Source organism: Pseudomonas sp. RSB 5.4, from assembly GCF_037126175.1.
Lineage (GTDB): Bacteria > Pseudomonadota > Gammaproteobacteria > Pseudomonadales > Pseudomonadaceae > Aquipseudomonas > Aquipseudomonas fluorescens_H.
Genome location: NZ_CP146986.1, coordinates 5,465,310 through 5,481,861 on the forward strand (window position 1 = coordinate 5,465,310; position 16,552 = coordinate 5,481,861).

The following is a 16,552-nucleotide window of genomic DNA, read 5'->3' on the forward strand; positions in this document are numbered from 1 at the left end:
CTCATGAGTCAGCTTGATGAGAAGATCAACCAGCATTTTACAGGCTTAGTCGTTCGGAAGGATCTGGTCAAAGCTGTTAAGGGCAACGCCATCGTGCCGTCCTACGTGCTGGAGTACCTGCTGGGCCAGTACTGCGCAACGAATGATGAGTCGACGATTCAAACCGGCATCGAGACGGTTAAGGAAATTCTGCGCAAGCACTATGTGCATCGCAACGAAGCGGGGTTGGTGCGTTCGACCATCAAGGAGAAAGGGCGCCACAAGGTCATCGACCGGGTCAGCGTTTCTCTCAACGACAAAGACGATGTGTACGAGGCTGAGTTCGCTAACCTCGGGATAAAAAAGGTGCTGATCGACTCCAGCACGGTGAAGGCACATCAGAAGCTGTTGGTCGGAGGGGTGTGGTGCATCGCTGATCTGGAGTATGACTACACCGAGGATAAATCGGCTTCTCCCTGGGTGCTGGCCTCGCTCAAGCCTATCCAGATCTCCCGTTTTGATTTCGATGGTTATCTGGAGTCCCGCAAGCAGTTCACCACGGATGAGTGGATTGATCTACTTATTCAGAGCATTGGCTTCAATCCGCAGATGTTCGGCAAGCGCAACAAGCTCTTGCAACTGATCCGTCTGATTCCATTCTGCGAGCGAAACTACAACCTGATTGAGCTAGGGCCGAAGGGCACCGGTAAGTCGCACGTTTATTCCGAGTTCTCCCCGCACGGCATCCTGATCTCCGGTGGCGAGGTGACGGTTCCCAAGCTGTTCGTCCACAACGGCACAGGCAAGCTCGGCCTGGTGGGCTACTGGGATGTAGTGGCTTTCGACGAATTTGCCGGCAAGCAGAAGCGGGTGGACAAGGCGTTGGTCGACATCATGAAGAACTACATGGCCAACAAGTCGTTTTCTCGGGGAGTGGAAACCCTTGGGGCCGAGGCCAGCATGGTGTTTGTGGGCAACACCGATCACACAGTGCCGTACATGCTCAAGCACAGCGACCTGTTCGACCCGCTGCCGGAGAAGTTCCACGACTCGGCCTTCCTCGACCGTCTGCACAGTTACATTCCGGGCTGGGAGGTGGACGTGATCCGTGGGGAGATGTTCTCCGGCGGCTACGGCTTTGTGGTCGATTATCTGGCCGAGATCCTTCGCTCACTGCGTAGTCATGACTTCTCGGATCGTTACAAGGGGCTGTTCACCTTGTCGGATGAAATCTCCACACGTGATCGTGACGGTATCAACAAGACCTTCTCGGGGTTAATGAAGATCCTCTTTCCTCATGGTGAGGCAACTGAGTCCGAGGTCGAAGATGTGCTGCGCTGCGCTATAGAGGGACGCAAGCGGGTCAAAGATCAGTTGCTGCGTATCGACACAACCTACCCAACTGTGCGTTTTACCTATAAGGGAGCGGATGGTGTAGAGAGGTTGGTCTACAACTTAGAGGAGAGCGAGTACCCAAACCAGTACCACCGACGAGTGGCGAGCGAAGTTTCGGAATTAGATCTATTCGATGTTGCTAACGCCGCTTCCACGGGGGATACCGATGCGGTATGTCCTCAGCCTGTTCATGCTGCTGTCTTGGTGAGGAACGAGTCTGAGCTGAAACCTCAGCACCTGGTAGTCCAGGAGAACCAGCGCGGCGTCACCTTCGATCAGCTGTTTGGGCCCTACTTAAAAGGGGTCAAGCGGGTCATCGTTGTAGATCCATACCTCCGGATGTTCCACCAATTGCGTAACCTTATGGAACTGATGGAGACGATCAGTAAGCAGCTTGCCTCCGGTGAGGAGGTGGCTGTGCACGTGGTTACCGTTGAGGATGAGTTTAACGGTGATCGCCAGACCGAAAGTCTGCAGAAAATCGCGGGAGCTTGTGCTGGGGTGGGTATTCAATTCACTTGGGTGTATGACACGACAGGGACCAAGCACGATCGCGACATCACCACTGATAGGGGCTGGAAAATCGTTCTCGGGCGGGGGTTGGACATCTTCCAGCGATTCGAGCTGAACGACGCGTTTAGCTTTGCGAATCGCCTACAGCAACATCGTCAATGCAAGGAGTTCAGCGCAACGTTCATTCGGGTCGAGGATGCTGGGCAGTGATACGCTGGAGGAGGTGTTTCCGGCCCAAGATCTTCAGCGCTTTTTACAAGCTCTTGGTGCTTTTAGCTAGCGCCTAATCTAAGTGATATTCGAGGAGCCAGGGAGTCCGGCTCCAATTCCGGAGCGGCCCTATATTCATTGGTTCTTCCCGTACTCCCACTTATGGTCAAAATTAGGCTGGTTTGAGATTCATCTTGGCCTCAAATATCAACAAATCGCTTTCCTGGTTATTGATCATCATGTTGACAAGGCGAGGGCTCACGTCGATTTCGCCGCCGAGCGTCGCACGCACGGTTTCGGGGTACCGTTCCAACACCAGATCCGCCAGGCCATGGCTGTAGCCGTCGCGGATGAGCTTGATCTTGGTGTCATCCGCAGTGCCGTATTTGATAAGCTTGTAGAACCCAGCATCCAGGGCACCGACGCCATTTAGCACTTCGACGAACTTGAAGATCTTGTTGTCAAAGAAGTCGTCCTCATCCTTCAGGCGGACGATCGCCAAGTTGATCCGCTCGCCGTCATCCTTTTGGGAGATCCTCACCCAATTCTCGTACTTGCTGTCACGGTACTTGGTATCCCCCCATTTACCCACGAACACGTGATCGCTATGGCTAGTCTCAACTAGCTTTTTCCAGTAGGCAAGCGTCTGTCGGATCGTCTGCTTGACGCTGAGTTTCTTAAGCTTCCAATCCAGAATCATGGCGTAGAAGTTCCGGGCAGGCTCTTGCTTGAGGCGCACGAGGTCGCTGTACTCTCGGCTGTCATCGAAGTGATCAACGAACGATTTGGAGATGGCAAGCATCAGCCTGTCCACGGTATTAATCACACCGTTCGCCTCGATGCCACGCTTGATCTTCCGTTCAATTGCCTCCTCCTCAGAGAACACGTCAATTTCAGTGACACTGTTCGCGATGAGGAGCTTGCCTACCTGAGTGGTGACGTACCGATATTCCCGACCTTGAACCACGCCAGGATGCAAATTCTCAAGGCGAGCCACTGCGTCATCGTAGAGCTCCGAGACCTTCCCATCAATGATCTTGGTAGCTTCAAGCAGAACGTTGCTGACGGTGTCCGTGACGACTTTAGAGACGTTGACCGATTTATCGTAGAAAGTCTCAAGCGCTGCGTTGTCGCGCGTGTAGCCATTTACCCCCAAGAGGTAAATGCTAGACTCCAGCTTTCTCAGCGCAGCCTCAGCGCCAGGCGCGAACACCTCGCTGAACCGGTTGACGCGCCCGACTAAGTTCTTGAATTGAGAGGGCGTCAGCTTTTTTCTTCCCTTTGAAAAAATCAAAGACGAAGAGTCGTTCGATCGGCAGGTTCACCCCTTCCAAAAGCGTAGAGTTGCAGACCAGAAACCTCATCTGCTTGGAGCTGCTGAATAGATTTTCCAGGTACAGCCGGATGGTGTCAGGGATCGAACCATGGTGGTACATGACCCCTTTGCGCAGGCAGCCGATCAGTTTGTAGCGCCAGTCAAAAAGCTCTGTGAGCTCGTCACAGGCAGTTTGAATCAATGGGCAGTCCACAGGCGGCAGAACCGCTGCCAGCTCGACCGCGAACGACTCAATGCTTTTCTTCTTATTGCCGTAAACGATGTTTTTGGACAGCGCTTCGTGTTTGATGAGCTCGAAGCAGTTGGTATACCTCCGATCGAACTCCATCCAGTCATTCAGGAAATGGTCATAAAGCTTGAGCTTCGTCTGGCCCTTCCCTGTTCTGAAGTCCTTGACGTAAAAGCGCTCCGACTTGATGTACTCATCGATCTTGAACCCGGTCGGGATCATGTCCAGGAAGCGCACACGGACGTTGAGCTCATCGCAGAGGAAGGGGGTCAGGAATTTGAATGACGTCTCCGGGTTACGAGCCCCCAAGATGCATAGCATGGCCGCCAGTAGCTCACTTCTGCGGTCGCTCTGCAGCAGGTTGTGGGCCTCATCGACGAAGACCATATCGAAGCTCAGCCCGGCGTTCTCATTCAAGAGCCTGTTGAGCCGCTCTTGGGTCAGGACAAATGCCCTGTTATTCCGCTCCACCGAATACATCTCGGGGTGGGTCACCACCTTGCCCAACCCCTCGATGTCCGCGTAGATCAACCGCTTCTTCGTCTGGGCCAGCAGGGCTTTTGAGGGTACGAGGATCAGCACCCGCAGCCCCGGATTTTCCCTCACAGATTGGATGATGAGCTCTGATTTGCCGTAGCTGGTCGGAGCAACCACGACTGACGACTTACGGTACTCCGACTGCACAAATGTTCGCAGGGCGTCCTGTTGCTCAGTCAGCACGATGCCCTGATCACGGAAGGTATCGACATAGCTGCCCACGATGTTTCGGATGAACGACTCGCTGCGGTGATCGTCCTTGGAAAAGTAGCTGCTGATCACTGCTGAGACAGGGTGTAGGCCGCTGTTCAGTGCTACATCGTACAGCGCCTGGTACTGGCCCGAAGCGTTCCCGTAAAACAGGATAATGCGATAGCCAAGACGCTGAATTTCGGGCGTCCTATGGTTCAGGAGCAGCACGGCGATAGCCAGAAGCTTCACGGTCTGCGTGTTACCCAGTTCGTCTCCTTTGAGGAGTTGGAAATACAGATCCTTGAACTTGGTGTTGCCCAGCTTCCTGATGGTCAGCTCTTCCATGCTACTGCTCCGCCTCCTGCCTCAAGAACTCTTCCAGCTTTTCCATGGTGCCTTTGTGGAGGGATAGCACCCACACCGTTTTGAACACTGCCTCAGCCACCAGCTTGGTGGTGAATTTTGAAACGGTATTTTCGGCGATGGCCTGGGACACATCGCTGAACAAGGCAGAGATCAGAAACACATTGTTGTCCGAAGCAGTCGCCTCATCTTCTTCGGCTAAATCGCCTTCCAGCTCCAAGATCTCAATGACGGAGTCCCGGTAATTGGCTTTGTTGTGGATGGCGTTTTTCGCGGCATTGATCGCATTGAGCCAATGGTTGAGCTCCGGCTCAGCCAAGCGCTTCTTGAGATCATCCCGAGCTAGGCGCAACAGTGCACTGGTGGCCGAGCAAGAAGTCTTGTCGGCCCCTCGACCTCCCGATTTGACCTCGGTGATCCAAACGTTGTTGGTTGAGGTCTCGTACAGAAGGAGATCGAAGCCCTTCCGGATGCTCTTTTCTTCCATGTTGAAGAACGGCGAGACGACGTCGAAGTCGGGGAAAAGCTTCAGGATGATGACGTGCGACAGAAGCTCGCCGAGCATGCCGATCCGGGTTTCCCAGGGCTTCTTGGAGTAGCGCTCGTTCCAGAAATGCCTGATCGTCGCAGGGTACTTGTAGATTGCCCTGTCCTTGCTGGCCTGATCGGTGCCGTGGCAGATCCGCGTGAGGTTCTCCCTCAGCGCGAACTTGAGCTCATCAGAAAAGTCTTCAACACAACACAGAGCATACTGGTCTACCTGCTTGAAGCTCACGCCATCCATAACACTTCCCACAAGCACGAAACCGCAGAGTCCTCATGCGGTTGCTGCGCACGATCAATGATCCCGCCCTGATTAAGGGTAGGCACCTGATGGGCATCGGTACGCGCATGCGAATGCTATTCTAGCATCCCCAATAGCGGCACTGTGCCTGCATCCTTTCAAATTAGCGTGATCAATCGGTGGTGGTAAAGAAAACTGCAAAAAATATTGATGAAGATAGTCGGAGATTACGTTTTGCTGTGTTTATATACAGGTGTTTGAATGGCGTTTGTCATTGACAGAGATGAAGCCGCCCCGAATTTTACTGATTACAAGCTTCCGTAATAAACCTCATCATCCTTGACCTCAACAGCAAAGAGTGGGCATCGCGCGGGCATCTGTGCCCCTGATCCTCAAGCAAGTATCGAAGTTGCGATCTGGAATAAAGCTAGCGATTGGGGCGGGATGACGCAGCGAATTCCTGCTTTTGAGCTCGCTCCATCATTCCCGACATATCACACACCCGAAAGCTCCTCCGTACAGGCAGCAAAGAAAGACGACAATAACCAATAAAGTTGGATGAAGTAGGGGCTGGCAGTATGACCTACTGCGATGTCCTGAAACGCTTGCTCAACTGCAGCCTTGCTGAGGGAAGTTTGGATCGTCTGTAGTTGGTCGTGACTATCAAAATCATATGCTCGCTCTGAGGTAGAACGTCCATGGTTTTTCTAAACGACGAGTGAGCAGCCGTACGGTCAGCAAATAGTAGTACCGCGTCGCGTCGCTGCGTTGATCTAGGCGATGCTCAAGGAACCAAGACACATGTTTTCTCTGCCAAGCCCAAGGGGTTTCTCGCTGCCACCGCATTGCGATTTCAGCCTGGACGATTTTCGCTTGTCGTACATGTCGTTGCCGGGTTGCGTGCGAGCCGGTCAGAACGCCAGCCAAGAACAGCTCCATATCGAATGGCTTGCTCATGCCCGGCCACCAATGTAGGCCGCTACCACGTCTATCCGACCGTGCCCCAACTCATAGCTGATTTGCCTCCGGGCCTCGCGATCAAGGTCCCTATCTACCTGGCAACATTTGCCACCATTGATTGGCGCGGGGTGTTGGGTGATCTGCTCGTAGCGCTCACAGGCATACGCCGCTCGAAGCTCATGGAAACCTTTAAGGTCGTGGTCATGCAGGATGTCCCGTGCAGGGCGGATGACTTCTTGCAGTACGCCCAGGTAGCTTTCGTGTGGCGCAATCATGTTGCGGCTACCGGTTGGCGACACTAGCGTCGCGAACCTCAGTGCATGACGAATATGGTTATCCACCTCAATCCAACGTGGTGCCGAGGCGCCGGCGCGACCACCTTTGGTGCCGTCCTGGATGTTGATTTTGCCGCAGGCTTCAGTCTCACGGCTTAGCCGTGGCAGATCAGCCAAGATTACCTCACGCAAGCGCATTCCGGTGGCTCGCGCCAACAGAACGATTGCGGCGGCCCGTAGCTGATGTTGGCGACAAAGTGCATCGACGATCTGTTTAACCTTTGCGCGGTCTTGGCCCTGCGGCACCGACTGTCGAACCCCGCTACGCTGCATACCCAACGCCTTGCTCGGGCTGGGTAATTTCACGGACTGATCACCGCGAAGCGCCGCCATGGTCCTGTTCACGCTGGAAAGCCGGTTTTGTGCGGTGCTGACAGCAAGCTCACCGCGCCTAACCACGTCGCTCAGATATGCCGCATAGTCGGCCAACACCTTCCGATCAACCTGCCGCGCATCATTGATACCGGGCCCCTGTTCGGAGCGGCACCATCTGACGAATGCCTGCCACCGATCACAGTGCGCCTTAACCGTGCCGTAGTGGCCACCGCCGAACCTGTCCTTTAGCGCTTGCGGCCCTGCGTAGCTCAATTGCCTGCCGTAGCCAAAATTGCGGCCATCGCGTCTACCCACCAATCCCCGCCCCACGTCATCCCGCCAAGAATGTTGAGTGTTATCAGGGATCAAGGCCCCTGCGACCTGTGGGGAATGTCCTCTTCGCGGGACTGGCGGCTCCTTACGACCGGGAGCAAGGGCATCTCATGATCTGTCCTCCTGAGCACCGTTACCGGTGGGCGGGTGGAGGCTGCATTGGCTGACGAGACCAGCGCCTGGAGATCCTGAGCCGGGTGAACGCAGCAATGCGATGATCGGGGCATGCCTGACTGTCAGTCAGGTGCAGTCCATTCCGTGGTCTGCGGCACCATCATCTACAGCGCTGTTGCTGGTGACATCGGCGTTTGTCACGCCGATTGTCACGAGGGGAGTTGCCGCAAAGCCAAGTGCGATGAGGGCTGCAGCAGTGTTAGAAGCGCCCGTCTCTTTCCAGGAGAAAGAGACGGGCACAGGTTGGCGCAAGATTCGGCCAAGCGGATAGGTTGCTGCAGGGCAGCGAAGTAGGAGGTGTTGTCTGGCGCACGACGGCCATGATCTGAAGGGGGGCATCCATCACCGGGGAGGTGACCGGGCGAGCTGCCGGATGCGAATCGCCATTTGGGGGGAGAACCACCGCGACAGCGGCGTGACCTTCAAGGCTCGGGCCACCTGGGTTGCTGTCATCGACAGCGCTTGCACGCCCAGTTCTACGCCTGTGGATAAACGCGGTCAAGGTACGAAATTCAGCGCCATTTTGGACTTTAAGAGCGGTTATCCACCGCTGGAATTCCATGGTAAATCCTGGACAACGTAGTCGCTTTTAGCTCTTCAAAGTGAGGTCCTTCCAAACAGGGCGGCTTTGCAGCCCTGTTTGGAAGGACCCGTGCTGAGAAGCGGATAAGCGAGGCTGCTTGCCCCGAATCTTGAACGTTCAGTTGTTGCTGCTGCCGTTCTTGCGCGGTACAGAGCTAGCGGATCGGCACCACGTTCTTGTCTCTGACTTGGCCGTACGCTGAGGCGAGCAGGCTGCCGGTGGCGGCTTTCTGGATGTACTCACTCCACCAAGCCATCATCGGGCGCCGGCGCTCGATGTAATCGGCCCGGTTGTAAGCGCTGCGCACCTCATCCTTGTCGACATGCGCCAGTGCGACCTCAATGAGTTCGGGGTCCCACCCATGTTCATTCAAGATGGTGCTGGCCATCGAGCGCATGCCGTGGCTGACCAAGCGATCCTGGAAGCCCATGCGTTTCAATGCCATGTTGGCCGTTTGGCTATTGGCGTGGGTGCGTGGATTTCTGTCAGCCGGGAAGACGTACTCGCGATGGCCGCTGTGAGTCTTCAGTGACTCCAGCAGTGCGACCGCGTGATCACTCAACGGAATACTGTGTGGGCGGCGCTTCTTCATCCGCTCCGCAGGGATAGTCCAAACACGCCTTTCAAAGTCGATGTCAGCCCAGCGAGTAGTCGCTGCCTCGGCGGGGCGAGTCATCGTGTGTAACTGCCATTCGATCAGGCAGCGGGTGGTGCGTTTGATGCTGGCGTTCGCGATCTCCAGCATGAGCTCGGGGAGCTCTTCGGGTGGCAGCGCAGCCATGTTCTCTTTCTTAGGCTTCTTGAATACTGCCCTGATGCCGCCGAGCGGGTTGGCGAAGATCAGGCCGGAGTTTACGCCGTAGGTCATGATCTCGTTTAGCCGCTGGCTTAGACGCTTCACCGTCTCCAAGCTGCCTTTCGCCTCGATTGGACGAAGCAATCCGATCACCATCGGCGCGGTGATTTTCGTCAGTGGTGTCGTCTTCATATCGGGAAACACATGCAGCGTGAGCGACCGCCAAATATCCTCGGCGTAGGCCGGGGTCACCGAGTCTTTCTTGAGCTCGAACCAGGCGGTGGCCACGTTCTCGAAGGTATGTTCAGTTTCTGCGCGCTTGGCTTCATTCAACGTATTGCGCTGCACCTTTGGATCGATGCCTTGGGCGAGCAGCTCGCGGGCTTCGACTGCTTTCTTTCGTGCGTTCGCCAGTGACAGTTCGGGGTAGGTCCCGAAGCCGATGTTGATGCGCTTTTTGGTCACTGGTTCGCGGTAGTTGAAATTCCACAGCAACGAGCCGTTGCTGCGTACGCGGAGCTGCAAACCGTCGCCGTCAGTGAGGACGTAATCCTTGGACGCGGGTTTGACTCCCTTGAGCTGTCGATCGGAGAGACGGAGGTTCTGGGCAGGCATGAGATTCTCCTCAGGCACTGATTCGGTATTCCAAAGATTAGCACCGGGTGAGGTGGAATACCGCCTGGAATACCCGAACGGTTGGAACTCAAAAACTCTCAAAAGACCGCAAAAGCGCTGGAGGCCGCGTGTTTACTGGATCGCAGGCACAAAAAAAGACGCCCGTGGACGTCTTTTTTTGATCATTTGGTGGAGCCGGGGGGATTTGAACCCCCGTCCGCCAGTGCTCCGCTGTCGGTACTACATGCGTAGCCGTGTCTATTAAGTTAACCCTCAGCGACCCGACGGGCAGGGTGCTTTGGGCGAGTTGTGTAAGTTTTAGCCGCTTCGTCCACAACGTACTGCACGGCGATTCTGTTCTATATGACAATCATTTCGGGTTTACAGACATCCCCTGATGATTGCTGGGCCCGAAGGCACCAGGAGTGCATGTCAGCTGCAATTAAGCAGCGAGAGCAGCACCGTATTGGTCGTCATTGGCAACTATAAGAAGTTGCAACAGTGGATTTACGACTTCTGTTACCAAGTCGGCATGCACCTAAAGTTTCGTCACCGGCGTCGAATCCTAATCGGCCCCGAACTCATTGCCTCGTACATCAGGTGAGGCAACAAGCTTGCGCAGTGTACGCCAAACGGCCCCCGAGGCCAACCCGAAGGTTGGCCGGGGCGTGAATCAGTTGTTGGTGCCGCTGGATTTACGCAGTTCCACGATGGTTTGCGAGGTTTCCGCAATGCAGTCGTCGATTTTGCCTTGGGCCTTGAGCGCCTTGGCTTTGGCAACACTGGTTTCAGCGCGCTGAGTCAGTTCTGGATTCGAAGACAACTGCCCTTTGGCATTGTCGATGGTCTGGATATTGGCATCGCACAGGTCGGCAGGCTTGTCGGCGGCGAACGAGGTGGAGGCCAGCATCGAGGCAGTAACGAACAGACCTAACAGTACAGAACGTTTCATGTGTATCTCCTTGAACTGAGGGTTCCAGACTTCGCTGGCCGTCAGGACGGGCAACCGAGTGGAAGAAAAGCCCCGATTTTCGGGGTCTGTTCTGTGGACTACGGTCGCGCGCAAGGGTTCTATTTTTCTTCAGCAGGCCTTGGCGCGGGTCACCCGATCCACCAGATAGACCAGTCCGTGATAGTCGATGCCGCCGTGCTGCGTCAGGCCGATCTCGCAGGTGCGACTGGTGGAGATCCCCTCGCTGCAGTGCTGCACCGCGTCCTTGAGGGTGCGCAGCGAATGGCTGTTCAGCTCCGGTGTGGTGAAGCCCTTGTCGCCGGCAAACCCGCAACAATGAATGCCTTCCGGGATCACTACGGTCTTGCTGCATTTGCGCGCGAGATCGATCAACGCCTGGCTTTCGCCCAGATGCTGTGTGCTGCAGGTCACGTGAACCGCAATCGGTGCTTCCTGCGGGGTGAACTCCAGACGATCGAGAAGATGCGTACGGATGAAGCGCACCGGGTCGTACAGATCCAGGCGCACATTTCCCACGTCCTGCACCAGGCGCAAGGTGCACGGGCTGGTGTCGCAGTAGATCGGATCGAGCCCGCCACGACTGGCATGGAGGAGGGCGCTGATGAGTTCCTGGCGTTTGTGTTCGGCCTGTTCGGCGTAGCCCTTGGAGGCAAACGGCTGACCGCAGCAGAGGTTGTCCTGGTTGTCCGGGAAGACTACTTGGTAACCGGCCTTTTCCAGCAGGCCACGGGTCTTGTCGTACAGCGACATCTGCTCCTTGTCGCCGGCTGCCGGGCCCATCACCCGTGAAACGCAGGCGGCCAGATAGACCACGCGCGGCCGTTCGTCCGACACGCTCGGGCTGAAGCGAATGGCTTTTTCCGGTTGCGGCATCGCATTGGTCCACAGCGGCACCTGGCCTTTGGACAAGCGCGTCAGCGTCGCCGAAAGCTTGGCCAGACGCGGTGCGCCGAGCAGCATCCGTGCGCCGTTGGCCACGTGCAGGGTGAAACGTGCGCCTTGCAGGGTCTTGGCGAAATGTCCTTCGATCCAGTCAGCGGTTTTCTGATGCGTGGCGTTGCGGGCGCGGAGCTTTTTCACCAGTTCGCCGGTATTGATGCCTACGGGGCAGCGCTGCGCGCACAAGCCTGTTGCGGCGCAGGTTTCAATGCCTTGGTATTCGTAGGCTTGTTCCAGCTCGGTGGTGTCAACGCCGGCGCGTTTCTTCGCTTGAATGTCACGCCAGATCACGATGCGCTGACGCGGGCTGAGGGTCAGGCCTTTCGACGGGCAGACCGGTTCGCAGAAGCCGCACTCGATGCATTTATCAACAATCTCGTCAGCCGCCGGCAGCGGCTTGAGGTGCTTGAGGTGGATCTGCGGATCTTCGCTGAGCACCACGTCCGGATTGAGGATGCCGTTGGGATCGAGCAGGCGTTTAAGCTGCCACATCAACTGGTAGGCGTCGCTGCCCCATTCCAGCTCAACGAACGGCGCCATGTTGCGCCCGGTGCCGTGTTCGGCCTTGAGCGAACCGCCGAACTCCACCGCCACCAGTTGCGCCACGTCGTCCATGAACGCCTGATAGCGTGCGACTTCTTCCGGACTGTTGAAGCCTTGGGTGAAGACGAAGTGCAGATTGCCTTCCAGTGCGTGTCCGAAAAGAATCGCTTCATCGTAGGCATGTTTGTCGAACAGCGCGATCAGGCGATTGACGCCGATAGCCAGTTGCTCGACCGGGAAGGTCACGTCTTCGATGATTACCGTGGTGCCGGTTTTGCGCACGGCGCCGACGGCGGGGAAGGTGTCCTTGCGGATCGCCCAGAGCTTGGCGTTCTCGGTCGGGTCTTCGGTGAAGTCGACCTGTTTTTCCACCGGGAAACTGGCCAGCGAAGCCATGATCTGCGCCAGCTGTTCCTGCAGCAAAGTGGATGAGGCGGCGCGGGATTCGATCAGCAGCGCGCAGGCATTGTTCGACAGGTGTTGTACGAAATCCGGCATGCCCGGTTTTTCCTGCACCGAACGCAGGCTGCGTCGATCCAGCAGTTCGACGGCTGATACAGGTTGGCTTTTCAGCACGGTGACCGCGTTGCAGCAGGTTTCCACATCCGGGAACACGATCAGTGCCGAGGCCTTGTTCGGATGGTCGATCACCGTGTCGTAGGTCACCGCACTGATGAAGCCGAGCGTGCCTTCGGAGCCGACCAGCAGGTGGCTCAAGATATCCACAGGCTCGTCGAAATCCACCAGGGCGTTGAGTGACAGGCCGGTAGTATTTTTCAGACGGTATTTGTGGCGAATTCTCGCCGCCAGTTCGGCATTGGCGCGGGTCTCGCGGCCCAATGTCGCCAGGCGCTCCAGTAGATCGCCGTGGCTGGCGCGAAACGCGGCGACACTGGCGGCGTCTTCGGTATCGAGGCGCGTGCCGTCGGCAAGAACCAGACGAATCCCGGCCAGTGTGTGATAGGTGTTTTGCGCGGTGCCGCAGCACATGCCGCTAGCGTTGTTGGCGACGATGCCGCCGATTTTGCAGGCGTTGATCGATGCCGGATCCGGGCCGATCTTGCGCCCGAACGGTGCCAGCCACGCGTTGGCCTGCGCGCCGATCACCCCGGGTTGCAGGCGAATCTGCATGCCTTGGCCGCGAATCTCACGAGCGTTCCAGTTATCCCCCAGCACGATCAACACCGAATCGCTGATCGCCTGCCCGGACAAACTGGTGCCAGCGGCGCGGAAGGTCACCGGGACCTGATCGCGCTGGGCCAGTTTCAACAGCGCCACCACTTCGTCCTCGGACTCGACGCGGATCACCAGTTTGGGAATCAGCCGATAAAAACTGGCGTCGGTGCCGAAGGCCAAGGTCGACAGCGGATCGTCGAAACGGCGTTCCGCTGGTATCAGTTGCTGCGCATCACGCAGGAAATTCACCGGAAGCGTCATTGGTCCTCCAGGATCAGCACCACAAGGTCTTTCGGGCCGTGGGCGCCGTAGGCCAGCACTTGTTCGATGTCGGCAGTTTTCGACGGGCCGGACACCAGCAGCGCGTTGGTCGGCATGCCTTGGGCCCACTCGAATTCCTGTTGCACTTGATAGAAGTTGTCGCGGATTTCGCTGGCCTTGAGCAGGGCGAAATGCACCGGCGGCACCAGGCTTATCAGTCGCGGTTCTTCACGGGTTGGCCAAAGGATCAGGCTACCGGTCGCGGCGATGGCGCCGAGGGTGCCGGTGAGGCTGGCCGGGGTGTCGTTGAACAGCTCGGCTTTCCATTCTTCCATCGGCCGGTTGTAGGACTTCAGCGTCGGCAGATCAGGATTGTTCGCCCAGTGTTGTGTGATGCGCTGCCCGTGGGGTGTAGTCGGTGCGATCAGCAGGCTCGGTAGCTGACGGTCACGCAGCAATTGCGCGAGCAGCGCCGGCCAGTCTGCGCCAGTAGTCAGATGGATCTCGGTGTGCACCGCTTCCATCAGTTTGCGCAGTTGCGGGATACGTTGCTCGGCGCTGTAGGTGTAAGGCTGCGTCACCAGATCGACGTCGAAGTCGTCGGCAATCGGTGTGGCGCCGGTCAGACTTTTCCGTAGCTTGGCGAGGATATTTTGCTTGGCGCTCATCAGCGGTCTCCCTGTTTGGCCAGATGTTCGCGGGCCATGTCATGCAGTGAGCGGGCGGCGGGTTTGGGTGCGCTGTGGTTTTGCGTCCATGGGCCGATATGGCTCGGGATCAGGGCGCGCAAGCGCGTGGCGAAGAACCCGAACAACCGATACAGCGTCGGCGAGCTGTTGAGTTTCGCCCAGGCGTTCCAGATGAAGCGTTCCTTGCGCGAATACTTGCTGCCCTGGCCGCGCATCACTTGATGCGGACTGTCCGGGGCTTTGACGTTTTCTTCGCGCAGACGCCGCAGCAGGGCGGGGATCGGAATTTTTACCGGGCACACTTCACCGCAGGCACCGCACAACGACGAAGCGCTCGGATGATCCGGGACTTTCGCCAGACCGACCATGTGCGGCGTGATGATTTTGCCGATCGGTCCCGGGTACACCTCGCCGTAAGTGTGACCACCGACGCGGGTGTAGACCGGGCAATGGTTCATGCAGGCACCGCAGCGGATGCAGTTCAGGGTCTGGCGCAGCTCGCTATCGGCAAAGGCCTGGCTGCGACCGTTGTCGAGCAGGACCAGGTGCACTTCCTGTGGGCCGTCGAGTTCATGTTCCTTGCGCGGGCCGGAGATCATGTTGACGTAAGTGGTGATCGGAATGCCCAGCGCCGAGCGGGTCAGCAGCGATAGCAGTGGCACCACATCGCGCAGGTTTTCCACAACCTTTTCGATGCCGGTAACGGCGATGTGCACCGGCGGCACGGTGGTGGTCATGCGCCCGTTGCCTTCGTTTTCCACCAGCAGCAGGGTGCCGGTCTCGGCCACGGCGAAGTTGACGCCGGAAACGCCGATGTCCGCTTCGAAGAATTTCTGCCGCAGGACCCTGCGACCGATCTGAATGAGTTGGTCAACGTCCTTGGTGTACTCCACGCCAAGTTTGTCGTGGAACAAGGACGCGACCTGACCGGCATTCTTGTGGATCGCCGGCATAATGATGTGTGAAGGCTTCTCGTGGTCGAGCTGGACGATGTATTCCCCCATGTCGGACTCCAGGCATTCAACACCTTGAGCCTCGAGGAAATGGTTCATCTCCATCTCTTCGCTGACCATCGATTTGCCCTTGATCACTTGCCGCGCCTCGTGAGCGCGGATGATCGATAAGACGATGCCATTGGCCTCGTCCACCGTTTCCGCCCAGTGCACTGTCACACCGTTGCGGGTCAGGTTCTGTTCCAGTTGCTCGAGCAGGTCGGGCAACTTGGAGAGCGCACGCGCCCTGATCGAGTTGCCCAGAGCGCGCAAGTGTTCTCTTTCGTGGGCATCGCTGAAAGCCGCTGCCCGCTTGGTCATCAGTGAATCCATCGCAGTGCGGAAGTTGTTCCGTAGCTGCTGATCGCCCAAGGCGTTGTGCGCCCGGGTGCGGAAGTCTTCTTCTACGGCAACCGTAGGAATAATCGTCGAGGTGCTCATTTCGCACCTCCGGTTCGCTGCCAGAGGAAGCTCGCCAGGTGTTGCCCGCGCAGTGCTTCCTGCTGTTTTTCCAGCGAGCCGTTGATGTTCATCAAGCAGCCGCAGTCGGCACTCAAGACCTGATGCGCGCCGGATTCCTTCAACGCTCGGGTCTTGTCAGCCACCATCGCGCCGGAAATGTCTGGCATACGGACGCTGAATGTCCCACCGAAGCCACAGCATTCGCTTTCATGGTCATGGTTGACCCGTTCCACGTTGCTCAACTGCGCCAACAGCTCGCGGCCGTGCAGGTGGGTGTTCATTTCACGGCGTGCCGAACACGAGGTGTGCAGCGCGACTTTGACCGGTTCGCCGCTGTCCTTGAGCTGCACCTTGCAGACGAACAGCAGGAACTCGGCCAGTTCATAGGTGCGGGCCGCGAGGGCCTGCACCTGTTTCAAGGTTTCCGGCTCGTCCTTGAACAAGTCGGCGTAATGTTCGCGCAGCATGCCCGCGCAGGAACCCGACGGCACCACCACCGGATAATCCCCGGCAAACAACGCCAGTTGCGAGCGCGCGACCGTCCGCGCCTGCTCGGTGTAACCCGAGGTGTAGGCCGGTTGCCCGCAGCAGCTCTGCCCCTGCGGGTACTCGACGCGGATGCCTTCGCGCTCCAGCAAGTGGATCGCGTCCATCCCGGCTTCGGGGTAGAACAGGTCGACCACGCACGTGCCGAACAGATAGACCCGCGACGGTTTCTCGCTGGGGTACTGCCGAGGTTCGGGCAGTGGCGGTGCTACGCGGGTGGCGTTGGGCACAGCGTTGTAAAAAAGCTCGCTCATCAGGCGTGTCTCCGGGTGGGCCCGGTTATCCGTCTGTTGAGACTGCTGAATATAAAGAGCCTTGCTTT

At 57.3% G+C, this 16,552-nt stretch carries 12 protein-coding genes and 1 other RNA gene; 1 reads left to right on the forward strand and 12 read right to left on the reverse strand.

Annotation, left to right across the window (positions count from 1 at the left end; genetic code table 11):
• Positions 1–3 precede the first annotated feature (3 nt).
• Positions 4–2,097, forward strand: a complete 2,094-nt coding sequence (gene brxL, locus V9L13_RS24560) for a BREX system Lon protease-like protein BrxL (protein ID WP_338800776.1) — start codon at positions 4–6, stop codon at positions 2,095–2,097.
• Positions 2,098–2,269: 172 nt separating this feature from the next.
• Here the strand turns inward: brxL and V9L13_RS24565 are convergent, their stop codons facing one another.
• The 12 genes from V9L13_RS24565 to V9L13_RS24620 all read right to left on the reverse strand — a co-directional run bounded on the left by V9L13_RS24565 (position 2,270) and on the right by V9L13_RS24620 (position 16,484).
• Positions 2,270–3,310, reverse strand: coding sequence for a hypothetical protein (locus V9L13_RS24565; RefSeq protein ID WP_338800777.1), 1,041 nt, complete (start codon positions 3,308–3,310; stop codon positions 2,270–2,272).
• Entirely contained in the window at positions 3,291–4,736 is a 1,446-nt protein-coding gene (locus tag V9L13_RS24570) for a DEAD/DEAH box helicase (protein ID WP_338800778.1), read from the reverse strand. Before V9L13_RS24570 ends, V9L13_RS24565 begins: the two co-directional genes overlap by 20 nt.
• Before the next feature lies 1 nt (position 4,737).
• The gene (locus V9L13_RS24575) at positions 4,738–5,538 is read right to left on the reverse strand and encodes a hypothetical protein (RefSeq protein ID WP_338800779.1); all 801 of its coding nucleotides are present in this window, start codon (positions 5,536–5,538) and stop codon (positions 4,738–4,740) included.
• Between the two features lie 669 nt (positions 5,539–6,207).
• Positions 6,208–6,495, reverse strand: a complete 288-nt coding sequence (locus V9L13_RS24580) for a hypothetical protein (RefSeq protein ID WP_338800780.1) — start codon at positions 6,493–6,495, stop codon at positions 6,208–6,210.
• Positions 6,492–7,478 (reverse strand): integrase domain-containing protein, encoded by a 987-nt coding sequence (locus tag V9L13_RS24585; protein WP_338802902.1) that lies wholly within the window; start codon positions 7,476–7,478, stop codon positions 6,492–6,494. The genes V9L13_RS24580 and V9L13_RS24585 overlap by 4 nt, the downstream gene beginning before the upstream one ends.
• A 914-nt stretch (positions 7,479–8,392) precedes the next feature.
• Positions 8,393–9,649, reverse strand: coding sequence for an integrase domain-containing protein (locus V9L13_RS24590; RefSeq protein WP_338800781.1), 1,257 nt, complete (start codon positions 9,647–9,649; stop codon positions 8,393–8,395).
• A 187-nt stretch (positions 9,650–9,836) separates the two neighbouring features.
• Positions 9,837–10,226, reverse strand: a transfer-messenger RNA (tmRNA) gene (ssrA, locus tag V9L13_RS24595).
• Between the two features lie 96 nt (positions 10,227–10,322).
• Positions 10,323–10,601 (reverse strand): hypothetical protein, encoded by a 279-nt coding sequence (locus V9L13_RS24600; RefSeq protein WP_338800782.1) that lies wholly within the window; start codon positions 10,599–10,601, stop codon positions 10,323–10,325.
• Between the two features lie 129 nt (positions 10,602–10,730).
• The gene (locus V9L13_RS24605; protein ID WP_338800783.1) at positions 10,731–13,541 is read right to left on the reverse strand and encodes an FAD-binding and (Fe-S)-binding domain-containing protein; all 2,811 of its coding nucleotides are present in this window, start codon (positions 13,539–13,541) and stop codon (positions 10,731–10,733) included.
• Complete coding sequence (locus V9L13_RS24610; protein WP_338800784.1) at positions 13,538–14,209, reverse strand: lactate utilization protein; 672 nt, start codon at positions 14,207–14,209, stop codon at positions 13,538–13,540. The genes V9L13_RS24605 and V9L13_RS24610 overlap by 4 nt, the downstream gene beginning before the upstream one ends.
• A complete protein-coding gene (locus V9L13_RS24615) occupies positions 14,209–15,663 on the reverse strand; it encodes a LutB/LldF family L-lactate oxidation iron-sulfur protein (RefSeq protein ID WP_338800785.1) in 1,455 nt (484 codons plus the stop codon). The genes V9L13_RS24610 and V9L13_RS24615 overlap by 1 nt, the downstream gene beginning before the upstream one ends.
• Complete coding sequence (locus V9L13_RS24620; protein ID WP_226501744.1) at positions 15,660–16,484, reverse strand: (Fe-S)-binding protein; 825 nt, start codon at positions 16,482–16,484, stop codon at positions 15,660–15,662. Before V9L13_RS24620 ends, V9L13_RS24615 begins: the two co-directional genes overlap by 4 nt.
• Positions 16,485–16,552: the final 68 nt, after the last annotated feature.

Bases quoted from the DNA above. Each gene is read 5' to 3' on its own strand.
- V9L13_RS24615 (WP_338800785.1), bottom strand. From the start codon at position 15,663: ATGAGCACCTCGACGATTATTCCTACGGTTGCCGTAGAAGAAGACTTC.
- V9L13_RS24575 (WP_338800779.1), bottom strand. From the start codon at position 5,538: ATGGATGGCGTGAGCTTCAAGCAGGTAGACCAGTATGCTCTGTGTTGT.
- V9L13_RS24570 (WP_338800778.1), bottom strand. From the start codon at position 4,736: ATGGAAGAGCTGACCATCAGGAAGCTGGGCAACACCAAGTTCAAGGAT.
- V9L13_RS24600 (WP_338800782.1), bottom strand. From the start codon at position 10,601: ATGAAACGTTCTGTACTGTTAGGTCTGTTCGTTACTGCCTCGATGCTG.
- V9L13_RS24580 (WP_338800780.1), bottom strand. From the start codon at position 6,495: ATGAGCAAGCCATTCGATATGGAGCTGTTCTTGGCTGGCGTTCTGACC.
- V9L13_RS24605 (WP_338800783.1), bottom strand. From the start codon at position 13,541: ATGACGCTTCCGGTGAATTTCCTGCGTGATGCGCAGCAACTGATACCA.
- brxL (WP_338800776.1), top strand. From the start codon at position 4: ATGAGTCAGCTTGATGAGAAGATCAACCAGCATTTTACAGGCTTAGTC.
- V9L13_RS24590 (WP_338800781.1), bottom strand. From the start codon at position 9,649: ATGCCTGCCCAGAACCTCCGTCTCTCCGATCGACAGCTCAAGGGAGTC.
- V9L13_RS24620 (WP_226501744.1), bottom strand. From the start codon at position 16,484: ATGAGCGAGCTTTTTTACAACGCTGTGCCCAACGCCACCCGCGTAGCA.
- V9L13_RS24610 (WP_338800784.1), bottom strand. From the start codon at position 14,209: ATGAGCGCCAAGCAAAATATCCTCGCCAAGCTACGGAAAAGTCTGACC.